The organism is Cupriavidus sp. R6-3, from assembly GCF_059772245.1.
The window spans coordinates 12,431-29,051 of record NZ_JCBAJO010000043.1; the positions used below are offsets into that span (position 1 = coordinate 12,431).

A 16,621-nucleotide genomic window follows, 5' to 3' on the forward strand; every position below is an offset into this window, starting at 1 on the left:
GATCGTCGCGGCCAACCGCTCGATAGGCAAAATCATGGTGCCGATGAATGATCAGGCATTTCCCACGAATCGTTTCATCGATGCCATCGATGAATCAGTCCACCGCCACCGCGGGCGGACGACGCCGCGACATCCAGAAACCCTCCAGCGCATAGAGCGCCAGCGATACCCAGATCATCGCGTAGCCCAGCTGCTTGTCGGCCGGGAACGGCTCGTGATACAGCCAGACGCCCAGCAGCAGCTGCAGCGTCGGGCCGGTGTACTGCAGCAGGCCCAGCAGCGACAGCGGGATGCGCCGCGCGGCCGCGGCGAAGAACAGCAGCGGCACCGCGGTGACCGGTCCCGCCATCGCGACGAGCAGCTGCACGCCCAGGCTCGCATGGGCAAAGCCTGCCTGGCCGGTGGCGAACATCCACGCCAGCGCGCCGGCGGCGAACGGGAACAGCAGCAGCGTCTCCAGCGACAGCCCCTCCAGCGCGCCCAGTGCCGCGGTCTTGCGCAGCAGGCCATAGCCGCCGAAGGTGCCGGCCAGCGCCAGCGCGATCCACGGCAGCTGCCCGGCGGCGAAGGTCAGCCACACCACGCCGGCGGCCGCCAGCGCGATCGAAACCCATTGCGCCGGCCGCAGCCGCTCGCGCAGGAACACCACGCCGAGCAGCACGCTGAACAGCGGATTGATGAAGTAGCCCAGGCTCGCGTCGACCACGCGGTCGTTGGACACCGCCCAGATATAGAGGAACCAGTTGCCGCACAGCAGCGTGGCGCTGGCGACGAAGCCGAGCAGCAGGCGGCGATCGGACCAGACCGCGCGCAGCCAGTTCCACTGCCGGCGGATCGCCAGGATGGCGCCGAGCAGCACGAGCGACCACACCATCCGGTGCAGCAGGATCTCGAGGGGCGCGATGCCGTGGAGGGATTTGATGTACAGGGGCAGCAGGCCCCAGATGATGTACGCCAGCAGGGCGTAGAGTATGCCGGTCTGCATCGGAGAATCCTCTCAGAAGCAGGGGATTCTACCGGTGCGGACCGAGCCTTGCAGGCGGCGTGAAGCCGCCCGCAAGGAAGACAGCGGAACGCCGATTACAGCTTGCGGGCGAAGCTGAACTGCGCGAAGCCCTGCTCGGCGACGTTGAACCACGCGGCCTGGTTGTTGCGGAACACGCGCCAGTCGTCGTAGATCTTCTTGAACGACGGGTTCTTGGCGTTCTCCTCGGCGTAGGCGTCCTGGGTCGCCTTGAAGCACGCCTCCATGATCTCGCGCGAGAACGGGCGCAGCTTGACGCCGTTCTCCAGCAGGCGCGCCAGCGCTTGCGGGTTGACGGTGTCGTACTTGGCCATCATCGTGGTGTGCGCTTCGAAGGTCGCGGTCTCCAGCGCGCGCTTGTACAGCGCCGGCAGCTTCTCGAATTCGCTGGCCGAGGCGTAGAACGACAGCTGCGCGCTGCCTTCCCACCAGCCCGGGTAGTAGTAGAACGGCGCGACCTTGAAGAAGCCCAGCTTCTCGTCGTCATACGGGCCGACCCATTCGGCGGCGTCGATGGTGCCCTTCTCCAGCGCCGGATAGATGTCGCCACCGGCGATCTGCTGCGGCACCACGCCCAGGCGCGACAGCACCACGCCGGCGAAACCGGCGACGCGGTACTTCAGGCCCTGCAGGTCGGCGACGGTGCGGATCTCCTTGCGGAACCAGCCGCCCATCTGCGCGTTGGTGTTGCCGCCCAGGAAGTTGACGACGTTGTATTCCTTGAAGAACTCGCGCATCAGCTTCATGCCGTTGCCCTGCACCATCCACGCGGTCTGCTGGCGCGCGGTCAGGCCGAACGGGATGGTGGTGTCGAAGCACAGCGTCGGGTTCTTGCCGAAGTAGTAGTAGCCGGCGGTGTGGCCGATCTGCACGGTGTTGTTCTGCACGGCGTCCAGCACCTGCAGGCCCGGCACGATTTCGCCGGCGGCGAACACCTTGATGTTGAACTTGCCGTCGGTCAGTTCCTTGACCCGGTTGGACAGCGTCTCGGCGCCGCCGTAGATGGTGTCGAGCGATTTCGGAAAGCTCGACGCCAGGCGCCATTCGACGGCCGGATTGCTGCCGACCACGGCAGGCGCGGCGGGCGTTCCAGGCGCGCTGGCCGGGGCCGGGGCGGCGGCCTGCTCTTGCTTGCCGCAGGCGGCCAGGGCACCGGTAGCGGCCACGGCCGACGCTTTCAACAGAAAGGAACGACGTTCCATCGACTACTCTCCTCGTTTTCGAATTTTGATCCGGCCGAAGGCGAGAGAGTGCGTGGACTCCAGCGCTGGCCGGGGACGCGCGGCAAGCCGTGGTACGACAGCGCGCAACAACGGGCCTGTTACCGGCGCACCCGCCGACGTGGCAGCTTGCGCCGATAACAGGCCCGGATTCACCCCTTGGTTGCCCGCTCATACCCGTTCCAGCAGGCTAATCGATTATAGCGGTGCCCAATTCGCCACGGGGCCGCGCCAGTGTCCGGGTTTTCGCTAGGAAAGTGCGGTATGACGCGCCCTGGCGGGCCGCGATTCGCGGCTGATTCCCTGCCCCTCCACGACCGGTCCGCGCCGGTCCGCCGTGTTTGCCTCCGTGGCCGACCGTACGCTTTCGTTACCTGGAGTGCACGGCCGATGGATTTTGTAACCTCTCTTGCTGTCCAATCAGGCCGGCTGATAAAACCGTCGGTCCGGCACGGCCGAAGCCCGTAGCCTGCCGTTGTACGTTGCCGCTGCACCTTGCGGCTGCACCTCGCCGCTGTACCTTGCCGTTGCACTTTTGCCGCTGTCCTGTTGTCACCGCATGCCGTTGTCCGCGTCGTCTTCCTCTCGCCGTCGTTCGCTGAACCGGTCCACCCGCCGTTCGTCAGTCCGATCGCCCGTACTGCCGCGTCCGCGCTGGCTGTATCTGGCCGGCCTAGCGGCCTGGGGTATCGCCGCCTGCGCGCAGACGCCGCCGGCGCCGGAGCCGATCGCGCCGCCGGTGTTTGCGCCCACCGCCCCGGTGCCCGCGGTGGCGCAGCTGTCGAGCTGGCCATCGAATCCGGCGCAGCATCCAGCGCGGAACCAGACGCAGCACTCATCGCAGAATCAAACGCAGACCAAAACGGACAACCAGCCGGCCGCTGCGGCGCAGGCGGCAAGCCCCGCACCCGGGCAGCCGCCGGCTGAAGCGGACCCGCTGGCGGGCCTGCTTCAGCGGGAAGCGCAGGCGACCGCCCCGGCCGACGCCGCCACCGAAACGCTGAACCTGCCGCCCGCCGATACCCCCGAACAGACCGCGCTGGCCGAGCTCGACCCCGGCGTGGTGGGCCCGCCGGAGCCACTGCCCCCCGCGCCGCCGCCGGTGGTGCTGTTTCCCAACCGGCTGGGCGAGTTCATGCCCGAGGCCATGGCTTCGGCGGGCGGCGATGCGACGCCGAGCGATGCGCCGCCGGTGTTCGCCTCCAACCTGCCGAGCACCGAGCCGGCCGAGGAGACCGTCTGGAGCCTGTCGTACAGCGGACGCGCGGCCTACGAGGACAACACCCATGCGATGCGGGCCTGCCCGGGCGGCAGCCTGTCGACTGGCATCGGCCTTGGCGTGGCCTGCCAGAGCAGCGGCGAGGTCAAGCTGCGCGAGCAGCTGTATACGCTGGACGGCGGCGCTGCGATCGAGGTGGTCGCGCAGGCGCGCGGCACCAACACCACCACCATCGACGGGCGCCCCGCCCCGGTCGATCCCTATCAGCTGATCCCGCAGTTCTATACCGCGGTCAAGGGCATCGCCGCGCTCGACGGCGCCACCATGTGGGCCGGGCGGCGCGATACCTCGCCGTTCCTGATGTCGTCGGGCCTGCTGCCGCCGACCTCCAGCGCGCTGCGTTTCGGCGTCGACGACGCCAAGCTCGCCGGTGTCGGCCTGAGCTACCAGTACACCGCCCGCAACGACACCAACGGGCAGCATCTGCCCAGCTATCACTCGGTGCGCACCTCACCGATCGGCGTGAACGACAAGGGCACGCTGCAGCTGGGCTTCACGCGCGTCGAGGCCGACGCGCTGGCCGACGCCGCCGGCAATGCCTGGTGGGCGTCGGCGATGCACGAGCAGAAAGGCGTGCTCGCCGGCACCAACCGCTTCGGCCTGCAATACGGCACCGGCAGCCGTACCGCGATGACCGGCTACTCGGGCATGGGCGACACGCTGTCGCGCGTGCGGGTCGCCGAATCGATGGAATGGAAGGGCCGCTCGGGCCTGATCGGCTCGGTCGAATCGAGCCTGCAATACGACCGCTCGGCGCTGGGCACGCTGCAATGGATGACCACGCGCGTGCGCCCGGCCTACGCGCCGACCGAGCGCTTCCGCCTGAGCTTCGAGGTCGCGCACGACCAGATCTCGTCGGGCTTCGGCGTCAGCGGCCAGCGCACCGCGCTGACGGTGGCGCCGACGCTGACGCTGGGCAAGGCCGCCGGCAACGCAAATCTGCGCGCCTTCTACACCTACAGCCGCGCCAACGACGTCGACGGCATCAGTTTCGCGGCGCCGGCCGACGCCTGGGCCTCGCAGGCCTCGGGGTCGATCTTCGGGATCCAGCTCAATCGGCGCTGGTAGGGGCGGCGCTGCTGGCGGGGCTGCCGATGCGGCCGTCGACGGCGCCGCTGACGGGGCGGCGGACGGGACCGCGGACCGGACCGATCTCCGCGCGATCAGTGGCACTCGCAGCGGCACTAGCGGCGGCACTAGCGGCGGCGCAACCGGCCCCGGTTCGGGTCGCACTGCCGCGCGGTGCGGGCCGCAGCAGCCAATGGAACACCAGCGTCGCCGTCAGCGCACCGGCGCATTGCGCCAGCACGAAGCCCGGCACATCGATCGCGCGGATACCGGTGAAGGTCGCGGTCAGCGCGCACGCCAGCGTCAGCGCCGGATTGGCGAACGAGGTCGAGGCGGTGAACCAGTAGCCCGCGGCGATATAGCCGGCCACCGCGAACGGCAGCAGCGCGGGCCGGGCGCGCGCGGTGCCCATCGCCACGCCGATCAGGCCGAAGGTCGCCAGGAATTCGCTCCACCACAGCGGCGCGCCGGTGCGCGCCTGGTCCGACCAAGCCAGCGGCGGCTCGGCGAACATCAGGTGCACCGCGATCACGCCGGCGACTGCGCCCACCAATTGCACGGCGACATAGCGCAGCGCCTCGCGCGCCGGCAGCATGCCGCGCAGCCAGGCCGACAGCGTGACCGCCGGATTCAGATGGCCCCCCGACATGCCGCCGAAGGCCAGCAGCAGCGCGGCCAGGCCCGCGCCGCTCGCCAGCGAGTTGACCAGCAGGGCCAGCGCCACATTGCCGGCCGCCAGCCGCTCGGCGCGCAGCCCGGAGCCGACCACTACCGCGATCAGCAGCGCCGTGCCGATGCCCTCGGCGACCAGCCTGCGCGCCAGCGGGACGGTGGCCTCAACCGGTGCGTCGACGGGTGCATCAACCCGTGCATCCACCGGTGCATCAACTGGTGCATTAACGGGTGCATTAACAGGTGCATCGGCCCGTGCATCGACGGAGGCGGCATCTGCCGGGGACATGGCGCAAGGACGGCGGGTGGACATCGAACGCGGAGCGAAGGTGGACACGGATCCGCGCGTGGCACGGTGCGGTCCTGCGCGGAGCGCGCAGTGTTCCGTCCGCCCCGCCCGCCGTCAATGCGCGCCGGCGCAGTTGTGTCCTGACCCGCGGTATCGAATGCGCGGCGCACCCTCGGTCCTGCGCGGTGCGCCGCCTGTGCGGCCTGCGTGTGCGCCGGGCGTGCGCGCTAGCCGAAGCGCACGCAATAGACCGGCGGCAGATGCGCCGACACGCACGCCCACCGTTCGCCGCCGTTCTCCGAGACCCACAGGCCGCCGGTGGTCGAGCCCATCGCCAGCCGATCGCCGCTGTCGTCGACCGCCAGGCCGTGGCGATAGATGAGGTCGTAGGCCGGCGGCGTCGGCAGGCCTTCGTCGAAGACCTCGAAGCTGCGGCCGCCGTCGCGCGTGCGGGACACCACCAGCCTGCCGTCGACCGGCACGCGGCATTCGTCCTTGGTCGCCGGCGCGAACCACGCGGTCTCGGGATCGCGCGGATGCACCGCGACGGCAAAGCCGAACTTCGACGGCCCGCCTTCGATACGCCGCCAGCTGGCGCCGCCATCCTCGGAGCGGAAGATGCCGTCGTGATGCTGCACCCACAGCGCATCGGGCCGGGCCGGGCATTGCACCATGTAGTGCGGGTCCTGGATGTTGGGGTCCTCGCTGCGCTCGGGCGGCATATAGCCCGCCTTCATGCCGCGCGTGGTGGCCTCCCAGCTGTCGCCCCCGTTGCGGGTCTGCCAGACCCCGCCGCACGAGATCGCGACCGACACATGGCGGCTGTCGCGCGGATCGACGCAGATCGAATGGATGCCGGGATAGTCGTAGCCGCCGCCGAACCATTCGGCGCGCTCGGGCCGGTCCCACAGCGGCCGGTTCAGCGCCCAGCTTGCGCCGCCATCGCCGGAGCGGAACAGGCCGCCCGGAATGGTGCCGGCCCACAGCACGCCGGGCTCGTCGGCGCCGCCCGCCTCGAGCACCCACAACTGCTGCAGGGACCAGGGCGCGGGCTTGGGCGCGTCCGGGTCCGTGGGGGCGTTGGCGGCCGCGGCCTGCTCTTCCGGCTGCGGCGGATAGACCGGCACCGCGCAGGCGGTCCACTCGTTCTGGCCGCGCGCGCGGCGCCACAGCTTGACGCCGAAGTGGCCCAGATTCAATGCGGCATAGAGCGTGCCGTCACGCGGGTCGGACAGCACCATGCTGACCGGCTCGCCGAGAAAATGCACCTGGGTTTGCTGCCACCGTCCATCGGGCTGGCGTTCGATTTCGAACAGGCCCTTGCGCGTGGCCACGAGAAGTCGGTCGTTCATCGTTCAGGTCTCCTGGTATCGGCCGCCGGTCGCGTGGCCGTCGGCGCGTTGGCTGCCGGAGCGTGAAGCTCGCGGTGTGAAGCATCGATGCGTGATGGATTGATGCGTGACGTGCCGATGCGCGAAATGTCGATGCGCGGAACGTCGACTCGCCTCGGGCCTTGTGCCTGCGCCCCGGCTGCTATCCACCGGACAGCGCCTGCACCACGTACACCTTGCTGTCTTCGCGCAATGCATCGCTGAGCCGTTGCCGGTCGCGGATCATGGTGCCGTCGATGAAGACGGTCACATGGCGGCGCAACTGGTTCTGGTCGTCGAGGATGTAGCCGCGCAACTCGGGCTGCTCGGCGAACACCGCGTCGAGCGCGGCGCGCACCGAGGCGGCGGACAGGTGACGGTCCGGCGTGGGGACATGGCGCTGGATCGCCGGCGCGAAGGTGATATGGGCCATGGTGCAGCGGTGGTGGGGAGCGCAAAAAACGGTCACTACAGTGTAGGCGCTCGGCGCTGCGCGGGAAGGAAGAATGCTGCGAAATGCGGCCCGCTCGAATGTGGACAGCGCCGTCAGAACCGGCGTCTTTGCCGCTGTCGCGACAAAGACGCCGCCTGGCAGTCCTGTCTTTTTTTCACGTCGTGTTACCGCTGCGACGGCGCCGGCAGACAGCCAGGCCCGGCACCGAAGTGCGCATGGTTTTCAGCCTTCCATCCCCGCGACCCATGCGCGCACGCAGTCTAGCAAGACTCGGTCGAACTGGCGACAGGCGAGGCGGAAAGTGGATGTGCTCGATGTGGACGTCGATGTGGACATGCGCAATGTCGACAGGTCCGATGTGGACGACGCCAATGTGGACGAAGGCAATGTGGACGGCCCCGCTGTGAACAGCATCGGCGCGTACCGGCGATGCGGCTTCTCAGTCGGTGCCCGCGGTCGAGCGGAATGCCTCGAGATTGACGCCGAGCCGCTTGATCTTGTCGTATAGCGTTTTCTTCGGCACGCGCAGCAGATCGCTCGCCGCCGCCATGCGTCCCGACGCGGCACGCAGCGCTTCCTCGATCAGATGCCGTTCGAACACCGCGACCTGCTCGTCGAGCGAACGCGCCTCGCTGGCGCCGCCATTGCCGGTGCCGTTGCCGCTGCCATGATTGCCCGTGGCGAGCAGGCCCGTGTTGCCGCCCTGCAGTCCCAGCACGAAGCGGTCGGCGGCATTGCGCAGCTCGCGCACATTGCCCGGCCACGGATGCATCATCAGCTCGCGCATATGTTGCGGCGATACCTCCGGCACCGGCCGCTCGTAGCGCAGCGCGGCCTGCAGCAGGAAGTGCGAGAACAGCAGCGGAATGTCCTCGCGCCGCTCGCGCAGCGGCGGGATGTCGATCACCGCGACGTTGAGGCGATAGTACAGATCGGCGCGGAAGCGCTGCTCCGCCGACAGCGCCAGCAGATCGACCTTGGTGGCCGCGATCACGCGGCAATCCATCGGCAGCAGCGTGTTCGAGCCCAGCCGTTCGAACTGCCGCTCCTGCAGCGTGCGCAGCAGCTTGATCTGCAACGACATCGGCATGGTCTCGATCTCGTCGAGAAACAGCGAGCCGCGCTGCGCGTATTCGATCTTGCCGACGCGCCGCCGCGCGGCGCCGGTGAACGCGCCGGACTCGTGGCCGAACACCTCGCTCTCGAACAGCGATTCGGGCACGCCGCCGCAATTGAGCGCGGCGAAGTTGCCCTGCCGGCGCGGACCGTATTCATGCAGGCAGCGCGCCACCAGTTCCTTGCCGGTGCCGGTCTCGCCGAGGATCAGCACGTCGGCATCGGTGCAGGCCAGGTCGAGGATCAGCTTGCGCAGCCGTTCGACCGCCGCCGAGCGGCCGATCACCTTGGCCTCGATCGCCTGCGTGTCGGCCAGCTGCCGGCGCAGCGCCTCGACCTCGAGCGTCAGCGCGCGCTTTTCCATCGCGCGTTGCACCACCTCGGTCAGCTCGCCGGGCGAGTACGGCTTCTCGACGAAATCGTAGGCGCCGCGGCGCATCGCCTGCACCGCCATCGAGATATCGCCGTGGCCGGTGACCAGAATCACCGGCAGCGCGGCATCGATCTCCAGCGCCTTGTCGAGCAGCGCCAGGCCGTTGATGCCGGGCAGGCGCACATCGGTGACGAGCACGCCGGCAAAGCCGGGCGTGAGGCGATGCAGCACCTGTTCGGCCGAGCCGAACGCCTCCACCGACAGCCCGGCGATCTGCAGCGACTGCGTGCTGCCCAGCCGCACCGCGGCATCGTCTTCGACGTAGAGGACCGACAGGTCAGTTCGCATCGGCATGGGTCTCCTGTGCGGCGGGCAGCTGGATGATGAAGCGGGCGCCGGCGATGTCGTTGTGATCCGCCGCCTGGCCCGGCACGTTGCCGGACACGTCGGTGGACACGTGGCTGGATACCTCGAAGGCACGGCGATTCTCCGCGCGCAGCGTGCCGCCGAACTCGCGCACGATGCCGGCGGAGATGGCCAGCCCGAGGCCGAGGCCCACGCCCTGCTCCTTGGTGGTGAAGAACGGCTCGAACAGCCGCGGCATCACGTCGTCGTCGATGCCGCAGCCGCGGTCGGCCACCTCGATCGTGACCCACTGCGGGTCGGCGTGCGCGCGGATTTCCAGCACGCGCGCGACCGGGTCCTGCGCGGCGTCCGCGTTGGCGTCCTTCATCGCATCGAGCGCGTTCGACAGCAGATTGACCAGCACCTGCTCGAGCCGATTGCCCTCGCACAGCGCCAGCGGCGACGGCTCGGGCACCGACACCACCAGCTCCGCGCCCTCGGCACGAATGCGCGAATCGAGCAGGAACAGCGCGTCGGCGATCACCGTGCCGACCGGCGTGGGCACCGACTGCACCGGCGTCTTGCGCGCGAATTTCTTCAGCTGCGCGGTGATCTTGCCCATCCGCTCGACCATCTGGCAGATCACGTTCAGGTTCGTCTCGACCGCCTCGGTCTGGCCGCGGCGAAAAAACACGATGGTGTTGGCCGACAGCGTGCGCAGCGCCGCCAGCGGCTGGTTCAGCTCGTGCGTGATGCCGGTCGACATCTGCCCGAGCGCGGCCATCTTGCTGGCCTGCACCAGCTCGTCCATCGCCGCCTTCAGCACCTGCTCGGCGCGCTTGCGCTCGGCGATCTCCTTCTGCAGCTTCAGGTTCGAGCCGGACAGCGCCTGCGTGCGCATCGCGACCTTGCGTTCGAGCTCGTCGTGCGCGCGCTGCAGCGCCTCCTTGGCGGCACGGTTCTGCGCGGCCGCGCGGCGGCGCTGCAGCACGTAGAGGATCAGCAGCAGCAGAAAGCCCAGCGCGAAGGCGCCGATCACCGCGCTGTTGCGCGCCAGCGTGCGGATCGGCTCCATGTCCGACAGCACGATCAGCCGCCAGTCGGTATCGGGAATGCGGCGGCTCTGCGCGAGGAATTCGTCGCCGTCCGGCATCTGCACCACGCTGATGTCGGGAGCGAAGCGGCGCTGTTCGCGAAAGCCGATCGGCTCCAGCGAATCGACGGTCGAGTATTGCCGCGTCGAGGCGAGCTGCCAGCGCGTCTCGCTGGGCAGCTCGCGCAGCGACTTGAAGCGCCAGTCGGGCTGCGAGCTCAGGAACACGATGCCGTTGGCGTCGACCACCAGGATGCGGTCGTCGTTGGCGAGCCAGGGCTCGTCGATCTTGTCGAGATTGACCTTGACCGCGGCCACGCCGAGCAGCGCGCCCTCGCGCACGATCGGCTGCGAGAAGTAGTAGCCCGGCTCGCGGCTGACGGTGCCGATGCCATAGAAGCGGCCCGGCTTGCCCTGCATCGCGTCGCGGAAATACGGCCGGTACGAGAAGTTGATGCCGACGAAGCTGGCCGCCTCGTTCCAGTTGCTGGCGGCCAGCGTCAGGCCGTGGGCGTCCATCACGTAGATCGCGGTCGATTTGGCGGCGGCATTGACCTCGGCCAGGAAGCGGTTGGCCGCCATCGGCAGGCCCGGTGTATCGGGTTCGCGCAGCAGGCGCTGCACGTCGTGATTCAGCGCGACCACCGCGGGCAGATATTCGTAGCGGCGCATCTCGCTGCGCAGTCCGCCGATATAGGCCTCGATGCGGTGCGCGGTGCCATCGCGCTGCGCGCGGATGCCGACGCGCTCGCCCCACAGATAGGCGATCGTGACACCGGCCGCCATCACCGCGCAGACCGCGGCGATCGTGGCCGCGCGGCGTGCCCGTCCGCGCGGCCATGCCGAAGGCGGCATCGCCGGCGTCGCTGCAGAAGTCGCGGAGGAGTCCGTCATATCGATGCGCGGAAGGGATACCGGCGGCATGCGCCGGCCAACGACCGGCCATTAGGCAAAGCCGCACCCCGGCGCGTCAATCGGCGTAAACATCAGGCGCGCCGATGCATCGGGTCGTCGATGCATCGGCGCCTGCCTCGTCAAGGGGCAGTTCGGGCTGACACGGCCATCACGGCCGCGCCGATCAAGGTTGCGTTACATCGAACAGCAGATTGACCGGCGACGGACCGAACGACAGCCACGTGCCCTTCAACGGCTGCTGCTCGACGCCCGGCCGCGACCAGTCGCAGACCCCGGTCGTGAAGATCGATTGCAGCCGCGCCAGTTGCGCCGGCGTCATCATCACCTTGTAGTCCGCGGGATCGACCGGCTTGAGCTGGCACTTGACGATATCGTCGGCCAGCGGGCCGCCGGCGACCATGCGCGGCGTGGTGCCGGCCGGATACAAGGTATTGCACTGGCCCGGGCCGTGCGCGGTCTGCGGCTCGATGATCTTGTTGCCGCCCGCGTCCCAGCACGCATCGACCAGGTCGGCCGGCTTGTTGCGCACCACCTTCTCGGCCTTGCTGCCCGGGCCGGTGTCGCGCAGCATCGCCGTCAGCCAGCGGTCCATCTGGTCGAAGTTGTCGTCACGGATGGTGCCCGGTCCGACGATGACCTGGTTGTCCGCATGCCCGTTGGCCGCGATCAGCCGCGCGCGCACCGAGTAGCTGTGGATCTTGTTGTGGATGTCGCCGTTGACGCGGTCGTCGTAGTAGTCGCGCTGATCGATGATCGGCGTGGTCGCCAGGCCTCCGCCGGTCGACGTGATGCGGCCCGACTGGTAGGCGCGTGCGATCGCGTCGAGGTCACCGACCGTGCGCTGCGCGATCTTCTTGAAGTCGACGTCGACGCCGCCGATCTTCTCGTTCAGGTCGATGAACTGGTCCGGCGTGATCATGCCGTCGTTCAGCGCCTTCAGGCCGTACTGCACGCCGACATTGTCGATCGGCCGCTTGGCGAAGCCGCGCGCGTCCTTGCCGTAGACGTTGACCGTGTGGTCGTAGACGGTGGCGCGCACCCCGGTCGGGTTGTTGACCGGATGGTATTTCTGGTCGGCCGGGAAGCCTGCCGGGAACGACACCACCGGATCGAGACGGCCCGCGCTGCTGCTCATCGCGGCGATGTTGCCCGGCTTCAGGTAGCCGGAGATCGCCGAGCGCTGGGCGTCGCTGTATTGCCCTGGCGCGGTCTGCGTGAAGTACAGGTGCAGCAGCCGCGAATCGTGCAGCTTGAAGATCGTCGACGAGGTCACGTCCGGGAACACCGAGGTCACGATGATGCCGTCGAACAGGCCCGGATAGTTGTCGCCGGTCTGGTGGCTCTGGTAGGCGCCGCCCGAGCCGCCGGTGCCGATCGTGAAGAAGGGCGTGCCGTAGTTTTCGATCAGCCGTTCCTTGACCATCGCGATGGTCTCGGACGACAGCAGGTCGTTGCAGTTGTTGCCGAAGGTATTGAGCGAGGCGCTGGCCACCGCGTAGCCCTTGCGCAGGTAGTTGTGGTTCAGCACCGCGACCGGCGTGCCCTGCATGTACCAGCCCCCCTGGCAGCCGCCGCCGAGCGGATAGATGACCTTGCGGTTCCAGCCGGAGGGCGGGGCCAGCGGCGTCGGTTCGGCGTCCTTCAGCGGGTCGTGCAGGATCGCGGTCTGGTAGATCGCGCGATTGATCGTGCCGGTCTCGACGCGGACGATGTAGGGCACGGTCGCGCCGGCGTTGTTGGTGGTGCTGGCCACATCCGCCGGATAGGCGGCGACCGGCGTCGGCAACGGCTTGAAGCTGTTGGCGGTCGAGCGGTAGACGTAGTGCACGCGGCGTTCGACCGAGCAGTTCTCGTCGAGCGGCGCGCCGAGCTTGCTGCCGTCCGGCAGCGTGAAGTTCTGCGTCGCGCAGATGTAGGGACGCTCGTGCGGGCCGGAGAACACCGGGCCGGTGATCGGATAGTTGGTCAGCGTCAGCGTGGTGCGCGCGGGGCCGTGCTTGACCTCGAGCGTGTTCTCGCCGAGCTTGAGCCCGCTGACGATGCCGAGCGCCTCGCGGTCGGCGGTCGGCGTGAAGGCGTCGCTGACATCGACGCCGTTGAGGCTGACCTTGAATTTCTTGCCCGGTGCGCGCTCGCTGGCGCTCAGGCGGATCAGCGCATCGCCGCCCGTCACGCGTTCGGGCGCGGAGGACAGCACGGTCGCCTCGACCGTCGCCCGATGTCCCAGGCCCAGGCCGGGCGCGTTCTCGGCGCTCTGCGGCTGCAGGTTGCCGCCACCCCCATCGTCACCGCCGCCGCATCCGGCGACCAGCAATGCCGCCACCATCGCGCCAGTCCCCAAGGACGGCCGCTTCCACCGAGCTGCTGTTTGCCGCATCGTTGTCTCCTGTTTGGCCGGCCTCGCAGGCATTGCCTTTTCCACGCTCCGCACGGGAGCGGTCAGCGCGTCTGCCGTCTGTCGCGGCAGCTTGCGAGGCGCCAGCGTTGCAATGGGCGTGCCACTGCACGCCTCGGTCGGTGGCGGAGACTAAGCCTCTGAAACACAAGCACTTTTGCGTGGGGGCAATGTCTGCATCGGGGCAGACATGGATGGGAATCCGCACAGCCGCGAGCGGGCGGCGTGCGGAAAGTCGCGTCGGTGGGGTTGTTGCGGTGCGGTTCGAGGGAGGTCCGGCACGGGTGTGCGGCGATCAAAAGTCGAGCTGTTGTGGCTGAATGCCCAGCGCCACGGCAATCTTTTCTCGCGTCGATTTGCGTAGACGCTCGCTGCGCTCCTGCTGCGCGTAGGCCGACTGGGAGATGCCGATACGCGCCGCGACGTCGGCCTGGGTCAGTCCGAGATGTTCGCGCCAGGCTCGCGCGGGCGTTGCGCCCTCGACCGTGCGCTGAATCACGGCATGCGGAATCAGACTCCGTTCCTCGGCGTGGCGAGCGATGTAGTCCTGATAGGGGATGACGACAAAGGCCGGCTTGCCATCGGGGTTCAGCAGGACCTGGATGCTGGTAGGTGCGTTCATCGCGCTTCCTCACTTCTTGAATCTCGACGATCCTGATGCGGCCATCCCAGTCGAACAGCACGCGATGGTTGCCCACGCGCAATCGGTAGCCGTAGGTATGGTTGTTCAGGGCTTTGACGTTCTGGCATTGGGGCATCGCATGCAGTGCGCCGACCGCTTCCACAATGGCCCGTTGCTGGAGCTTGTCCATTGTGCGCAGCTGTTTGGCCGCCTTGCAGGTCCAGTTGATCGCGTTCATCCACGCGATTGTTCCGATCCTGCATTATAAGTCGATTATAAGTTTTAAGCGACTATAGCTTCTGAACTGTCGACGTCGATGAGACCGTGTGCGGACAGGCGATCGCGCTAACGAACCCACGCCGAACACCCCGCCGGCGCCATCGTCCCGCTGACGTACATGGCGCCATGCCGGTACAGACGCAGGCGGTCCACCGCTTCGGCGCCGGTCAGCACCCACACGCCGCCGCGCGCGTCGGTCCACATGATGCGGGCATCGGTGCCCTCGAGCGCGGCGAACAATTGCGAAGGCGCGGCGCCGGGACGCAGCACCACGGTGGTGCTGTCGTTGGGCGCGGCGCGTACCGGGAACAGGTTCAGCGCGGCGCCGAGCAGCGCGCCGCCGACCAGGATGGCGGCGACCCAGCTGGCCGCGATGCCTGGGCCGCGCGGGCCGGCGCCGGGGCTCGCCGCGGTCCCCGTCCTGCGCATGCGGATGCCGACCAGCAGCGGGATCACGCCGAACAGGAACAGCCAGATCAGATCCCACAGCAGCGGAGTGGGCGAGTCCATGCGGATGCGGTGGATGCCGGTGATCCAGTGCGACAGCACCGCGTCGACGACGTGCCAGACGCCGAAGCCGATCCAGAAGTCCGCCAGCAGGCGGCGAGGCGCATGGGGAATCGCGAAGGCCTCGCGCGTTCGATACAGCAGCCACAGCCCGATCGCGGCGATCACGTACATCAGCGCGTGGAACAGCCCGTCGGCCATCACCTGCACGCGCAGGTCGCCGAGTGCGCCGCGTTCGATCCCGGACAGCAGGTGGTGCCACTGCAGGACCTGATGCAGCAGGATGCCGTCGAAGAAGCCGCTCATCGCGAAGCCCAGCGCATAGCCAGCCCATGCGAAGGCGCGGGGGTGGACGGTATCGGCGGAGACGACGTGGGCGGTCGGCATGGCAACGCTCCTTCGAATCGAGTCGGACGCGGTGGCGGCTCAAAGCCAAGCGGGCCGCACCGACGTCAGCCGATGGGGCCCGCTTGAAGCGACTTGTCGTCGCGGATGGACAGCGGCGTTCAGCGGGTGCCGCTCGTACCCGTGGCGGATCCGCTCGAGGTGCCCGACGAGCTGCCGCTCGTGCTGGTTCCCGTGCCGGTGCCCGTCCGTGACGAGTCGGTCGGCGTCACGGCGCCCGAGCCGGAAACGGAGCCGGATCCTGACCCGGTGCCGCTGCCGGCGGCCGTACAGCCGGCGAGTCCGCATGCCATGGCAACAGCCAGGGCGGTAATGGATGCCATTGTTTTCATGTTGTTTTCCTCCAGCGGTGCGCTAAGTCCCCGTAGCGCTGACATGAACCCCGCGGTCGGGGGCCGTCGTCAATATGCAATCGGCGTTCCCATGCGATGGCCAATGGCCTGGAGCGCTGCGATGGGTACGGGTCCGTCGGTGTCGCGGGAGGAAACGTTGCCGGCAGGGTAAGACATACCAACGCTTGTAAGCTTTGCCAGCGGACGTGGTAATCGTGATGCACGTGGCTGCCCAGCACGAAGCGTGAGCATTGCGGCGCAGGAGCGGGGCCGGGATGGTGAGCGCAGGCGGCTTGACGCTGGAACGCCGCGGCCACATTGCATGGCCCCGGGAAGCCCGAAAAAGCGAAGCACCAAAGATCAGGGCACCAAAGATCAGGGCACCAAAGATCAGGGCACCAAAGATCAGGGCACCAAAGATCAGGGCACCAAAGATCAGGGCACCAATGAAAAACGGACGCCGAAGCGTCCGTTTTTCCTTTCAACCTGGTGGCCTGGGACGGAATCGAACCGCCGACACAAGGATTTTCAATCCTCTGCTCTACCGACTGAGCTACCGGGCCAAAGAAGCGAAACTATAACAGCGGGCATGGGACTGGTCAACCCCCCGCCGCGCCGAATCGTCATCCTTACTGCTCGGCCGGCTCCGGCTTGTTGCGGCTCAGCTCGACGCCGAGCTGCTTGAGCTTGCGATACAGGTGGGTACGCTCCAGGCCGGTCTTCTCGGCCACGCGCGTCATGCTGCCGTGCTCGCGCAGCAGGTGGTATTCGAAGTAGGCGCGCTCGAACATGTCGCGCGCCTCGCGCAGCGGCATGTCGAAGGAGAACTGCATTTCGGCTTCGGGTACGCGCTGCGGCGTGCC

The 16,621-nt window shown here is 68.1% G+C and carries 12 protein-coding genes, 1 tRNA gene and 1 pseudogene; 1 reads left to right on the top strand and 13 read right to left on the bottom strand.

Annotated elements, in window-relative coordinates:
- Positions 1-94: 94 nt before the first annotated feature.
- Positions 95-985 carry an EamA family transporter RarD gene (gene rarD, locus AC6EI8_RS10185; RefSeq protein ID WP_149317449.1) on the bottom strand — a complete coding sequence of 297 codons (891 nt, stop codon included), beginning with the start codon at positions 983-985 and terminating at the stop codon, positions 95-97.
- Between the two features lie 95 nt (positions 986-1,080).
- Complete coding sequence (locus AC6EI8_RS10190) at positions 1,081-2,226, bottom strand: TRAP transporter substrate-binding protein (RefSeq protein WP_149317448.1); 1,146 nt, start codon at positions 2,224-2,226, stop codon at positions 1,081-1,083.
- 577 nt (positions 2,227-2,803) lie between these two features.
- Here AC6EI8_RS10190 and AC6EI8_RS10195 point away from each other — a divergent pair.
- Positions 2,804-4,591, top strand: a complete 1,788-nt coding sequence (locus AC6EI8_RS10195) for a carbohydrate porin (protein ID WP_498381861.1) — start codon at positions 2,804-2,806, stop codon at positions 4,589-4,591.
- Here AC6EI8_RS10195 and AC6EI8_RS10200 read toward each other — a convergent pair.
- From AC6EI8_RS10200 to AC6EI8_RS10250, 11 genes and pseudogenes are all read right to left on the bottom strand, one after another.
- Entirely contained in the window at positions 4,575-5,468 is an 894-nt protein-coding gene (locus AC6EI8_RS10200) for an MIP/aquaporin family protein (RefSeq protein ID WP_498381862.1), read from the bottom strand. The two genes, AC6EI8_RS10195 and AC6EI8_RS10200, sit on opposite strands and share 17 nt — an antisense overlap.
- A 311-nt stretch (positions 5,469-5,779) precedes the next feature.
- On the bottom strand, positions 5,780-6,904 hold the full coding sequence (locus AC6EI8_RS10205) for a WD40/YVTN/BNR-like repeat-containing protein (protein ID WP_149317446.1): 1,125 nt from the start codon (positions 6,902-6,904) through the stop codon (positions 5,780-5,782).
- Positions 6,905-7,085: 181 nt separating this feature from the next.
- Positions 7,086-7,355, bottom strand: a complete 270-nt coding sequence (locus AC6EI8_RS10210; RefSeq protein ID WP_149317445.1) for a MoaD/ThiS family protein — start codon at positions 7,353-7,355, stop codon at positions 7,086-7,088.
- Between the two features lie 460 nt (positions 7,356-7,815).
- The gene (locus AC6EI8_RS10215) at positions 7,816-9,213 is read right to left on the bottom strand and encodes a sigma-54-dependent transcriptional regulator (protein ID WP_498381867.1); all 1,398 of its coding nucleotides are present in this window, start codon (positions 9,211-9,213) and stop codon (positions 7,816-7,818) included.
- Positions 9,203-11,197, bottom strand: coding sequence for a sensor histidine kinase (locus AC6EI8_RS10220; protein ID WP_498381863.1), 1,995 nt, complete (start codon positions 11,195-11,197; stop codon positions 9,203-9,205). Before AC6EI8_RS10220 ends, AC6EI8_RS10215 begins: the two co-directional genes overlap by 11 nt.
- A gap of 184 nt (positions 11,198-11,381) precedes the next feature.
- A complete protein-coding gene (locus tag AC6EI8_RS10225; protein WP_265633010.1) occupies positions 11,382-13,595 on the bottom strand; it encodes a DUF6351 family protein in 2,214 nt (737 codons plus the stop codon).
- Between the two features lie 313 nt (positions 13,596-13,908).
- Positions 13,909-14,235, bottom strand: coding sequence for a helix-turn-helix domain-containing protein (locus AC6EI8_RS10230; RefSeq protein WP_149317442.1), 327 nt, complete (start codon positions 14,233-14,235; stop codon positions 13,909-13,911).
- A pseudogene (locus AC6EI8_RS10235) lies at positions 14,216-14,473 on the bottom strand (type II toxin-antitoxin system RelE family toxin); the annotation flags it as partial. The pseudogene AC6EI8_RS10235 and the gene AC6EI8_RS10230, both read right to left, overlap by 20 nt.
- Positions 14,474-14,580: 107 nt before the next feature.
- Positions 14,581-15,408, bottom strand: a complete 828-nt coding sequence (locus AC6EI8_RS10240; RefSeq protein WP_226107836.1) for a DUF2243 domain-containing protein — start codon at positions 15,406-15,408, stop codon at positions 14,581-14,583.
- An 837-nt stretch (positions 15,409-16,245) separates the two neighbouring features.
- Positions 16,246-16,321 (bottom strand) — tRNA-Phe (locus AC6EI8_RS10245).
- A 66-nt stretch (positions 16,322-16,387) separates the two neighbouring features.
- On the bottom strand, positions 16,388-16,621 hold a 234-nt coding region (locus AC6EI8_RS10250), incomplete at its 5' end, for a helix-turn-helix domain-containing protein (protein WP_498381864.1).

Bases quoted from the DNA above. Each gene is read 5' to 3' on its own strand.
- rarD (WP_149317449.1), bottom strand. From the start codon at position 985: ATGCAGACCGGCATACTCTACGCCCTGCTGGCGTACATCATCTGGGGC.
- AC6EI8_RS10190 (WP_149317448.1), bottom strand. From the start codon at position 2,226: ATGGAACGTCGTTCCTTTCTGTTGAAAGCGTCGGCCGTGGCCGCTACC.
- AC6EI8_RS10195 (WP_498381861.1), top strand. From the start codon at position 2,804: ATGCCGTTGTCCGCGTCGTCTTCCTCTCGCCGTCGTTCGCTGAACCGG.
- AC6EI8_RS10205 (WP_149317446.1), bottom strand. From the start codon at position 6,904: ATGAACGACCGACTTCTCGTGGCCACGCGCAAGGGCCTGTTCGAAATC.
- AC6EI8_RS10210 (WP_149317445.1), bottom strand. From the start codon at position 7,355: ATGGCCCATATCACCTTCGCGCCGGCGATCCAGCGCCATGTCCCCACG.
- AC6EI8_RS10215 (WP_498381867.1), bottom strand. From the start codon at position 9,213: ATGCGAACTGACCTGTCGGTCCTCTACGTCGAAGACGATGCCGCGGTG.
- AC6EI8_RS10220 (WP_498381863.1), bottom strand. From the start codon at position 11,197: ATGACGGACTCCTCCGCGACTTCTGCAGCGACGCCGGCGATGCCGCCT.
- AC6EI8_RS10225 (WP_265633010.1), bottom strand. From the start codon at position 13,595: ATGCGGCAAACAGCAGCTCGGTGGAAGCGGCCGTCCTTGGGGACTGGC.
- AC6EI8_RS10230 (WP_149317442.1), bottom strand. From the start codon at position 14,235: ATGAACGCACCTACCAGCATCCAGGTCCTGCTGAACCCCGATGGCAAG.
- AC6EI8_RS10240 (WP_226107836.1), bottom strand. From the start codon at position 15,408: ATGCCGACCGCCCACGTCGTCTCCGCCGATACCGTCCACCCCCGCGCC.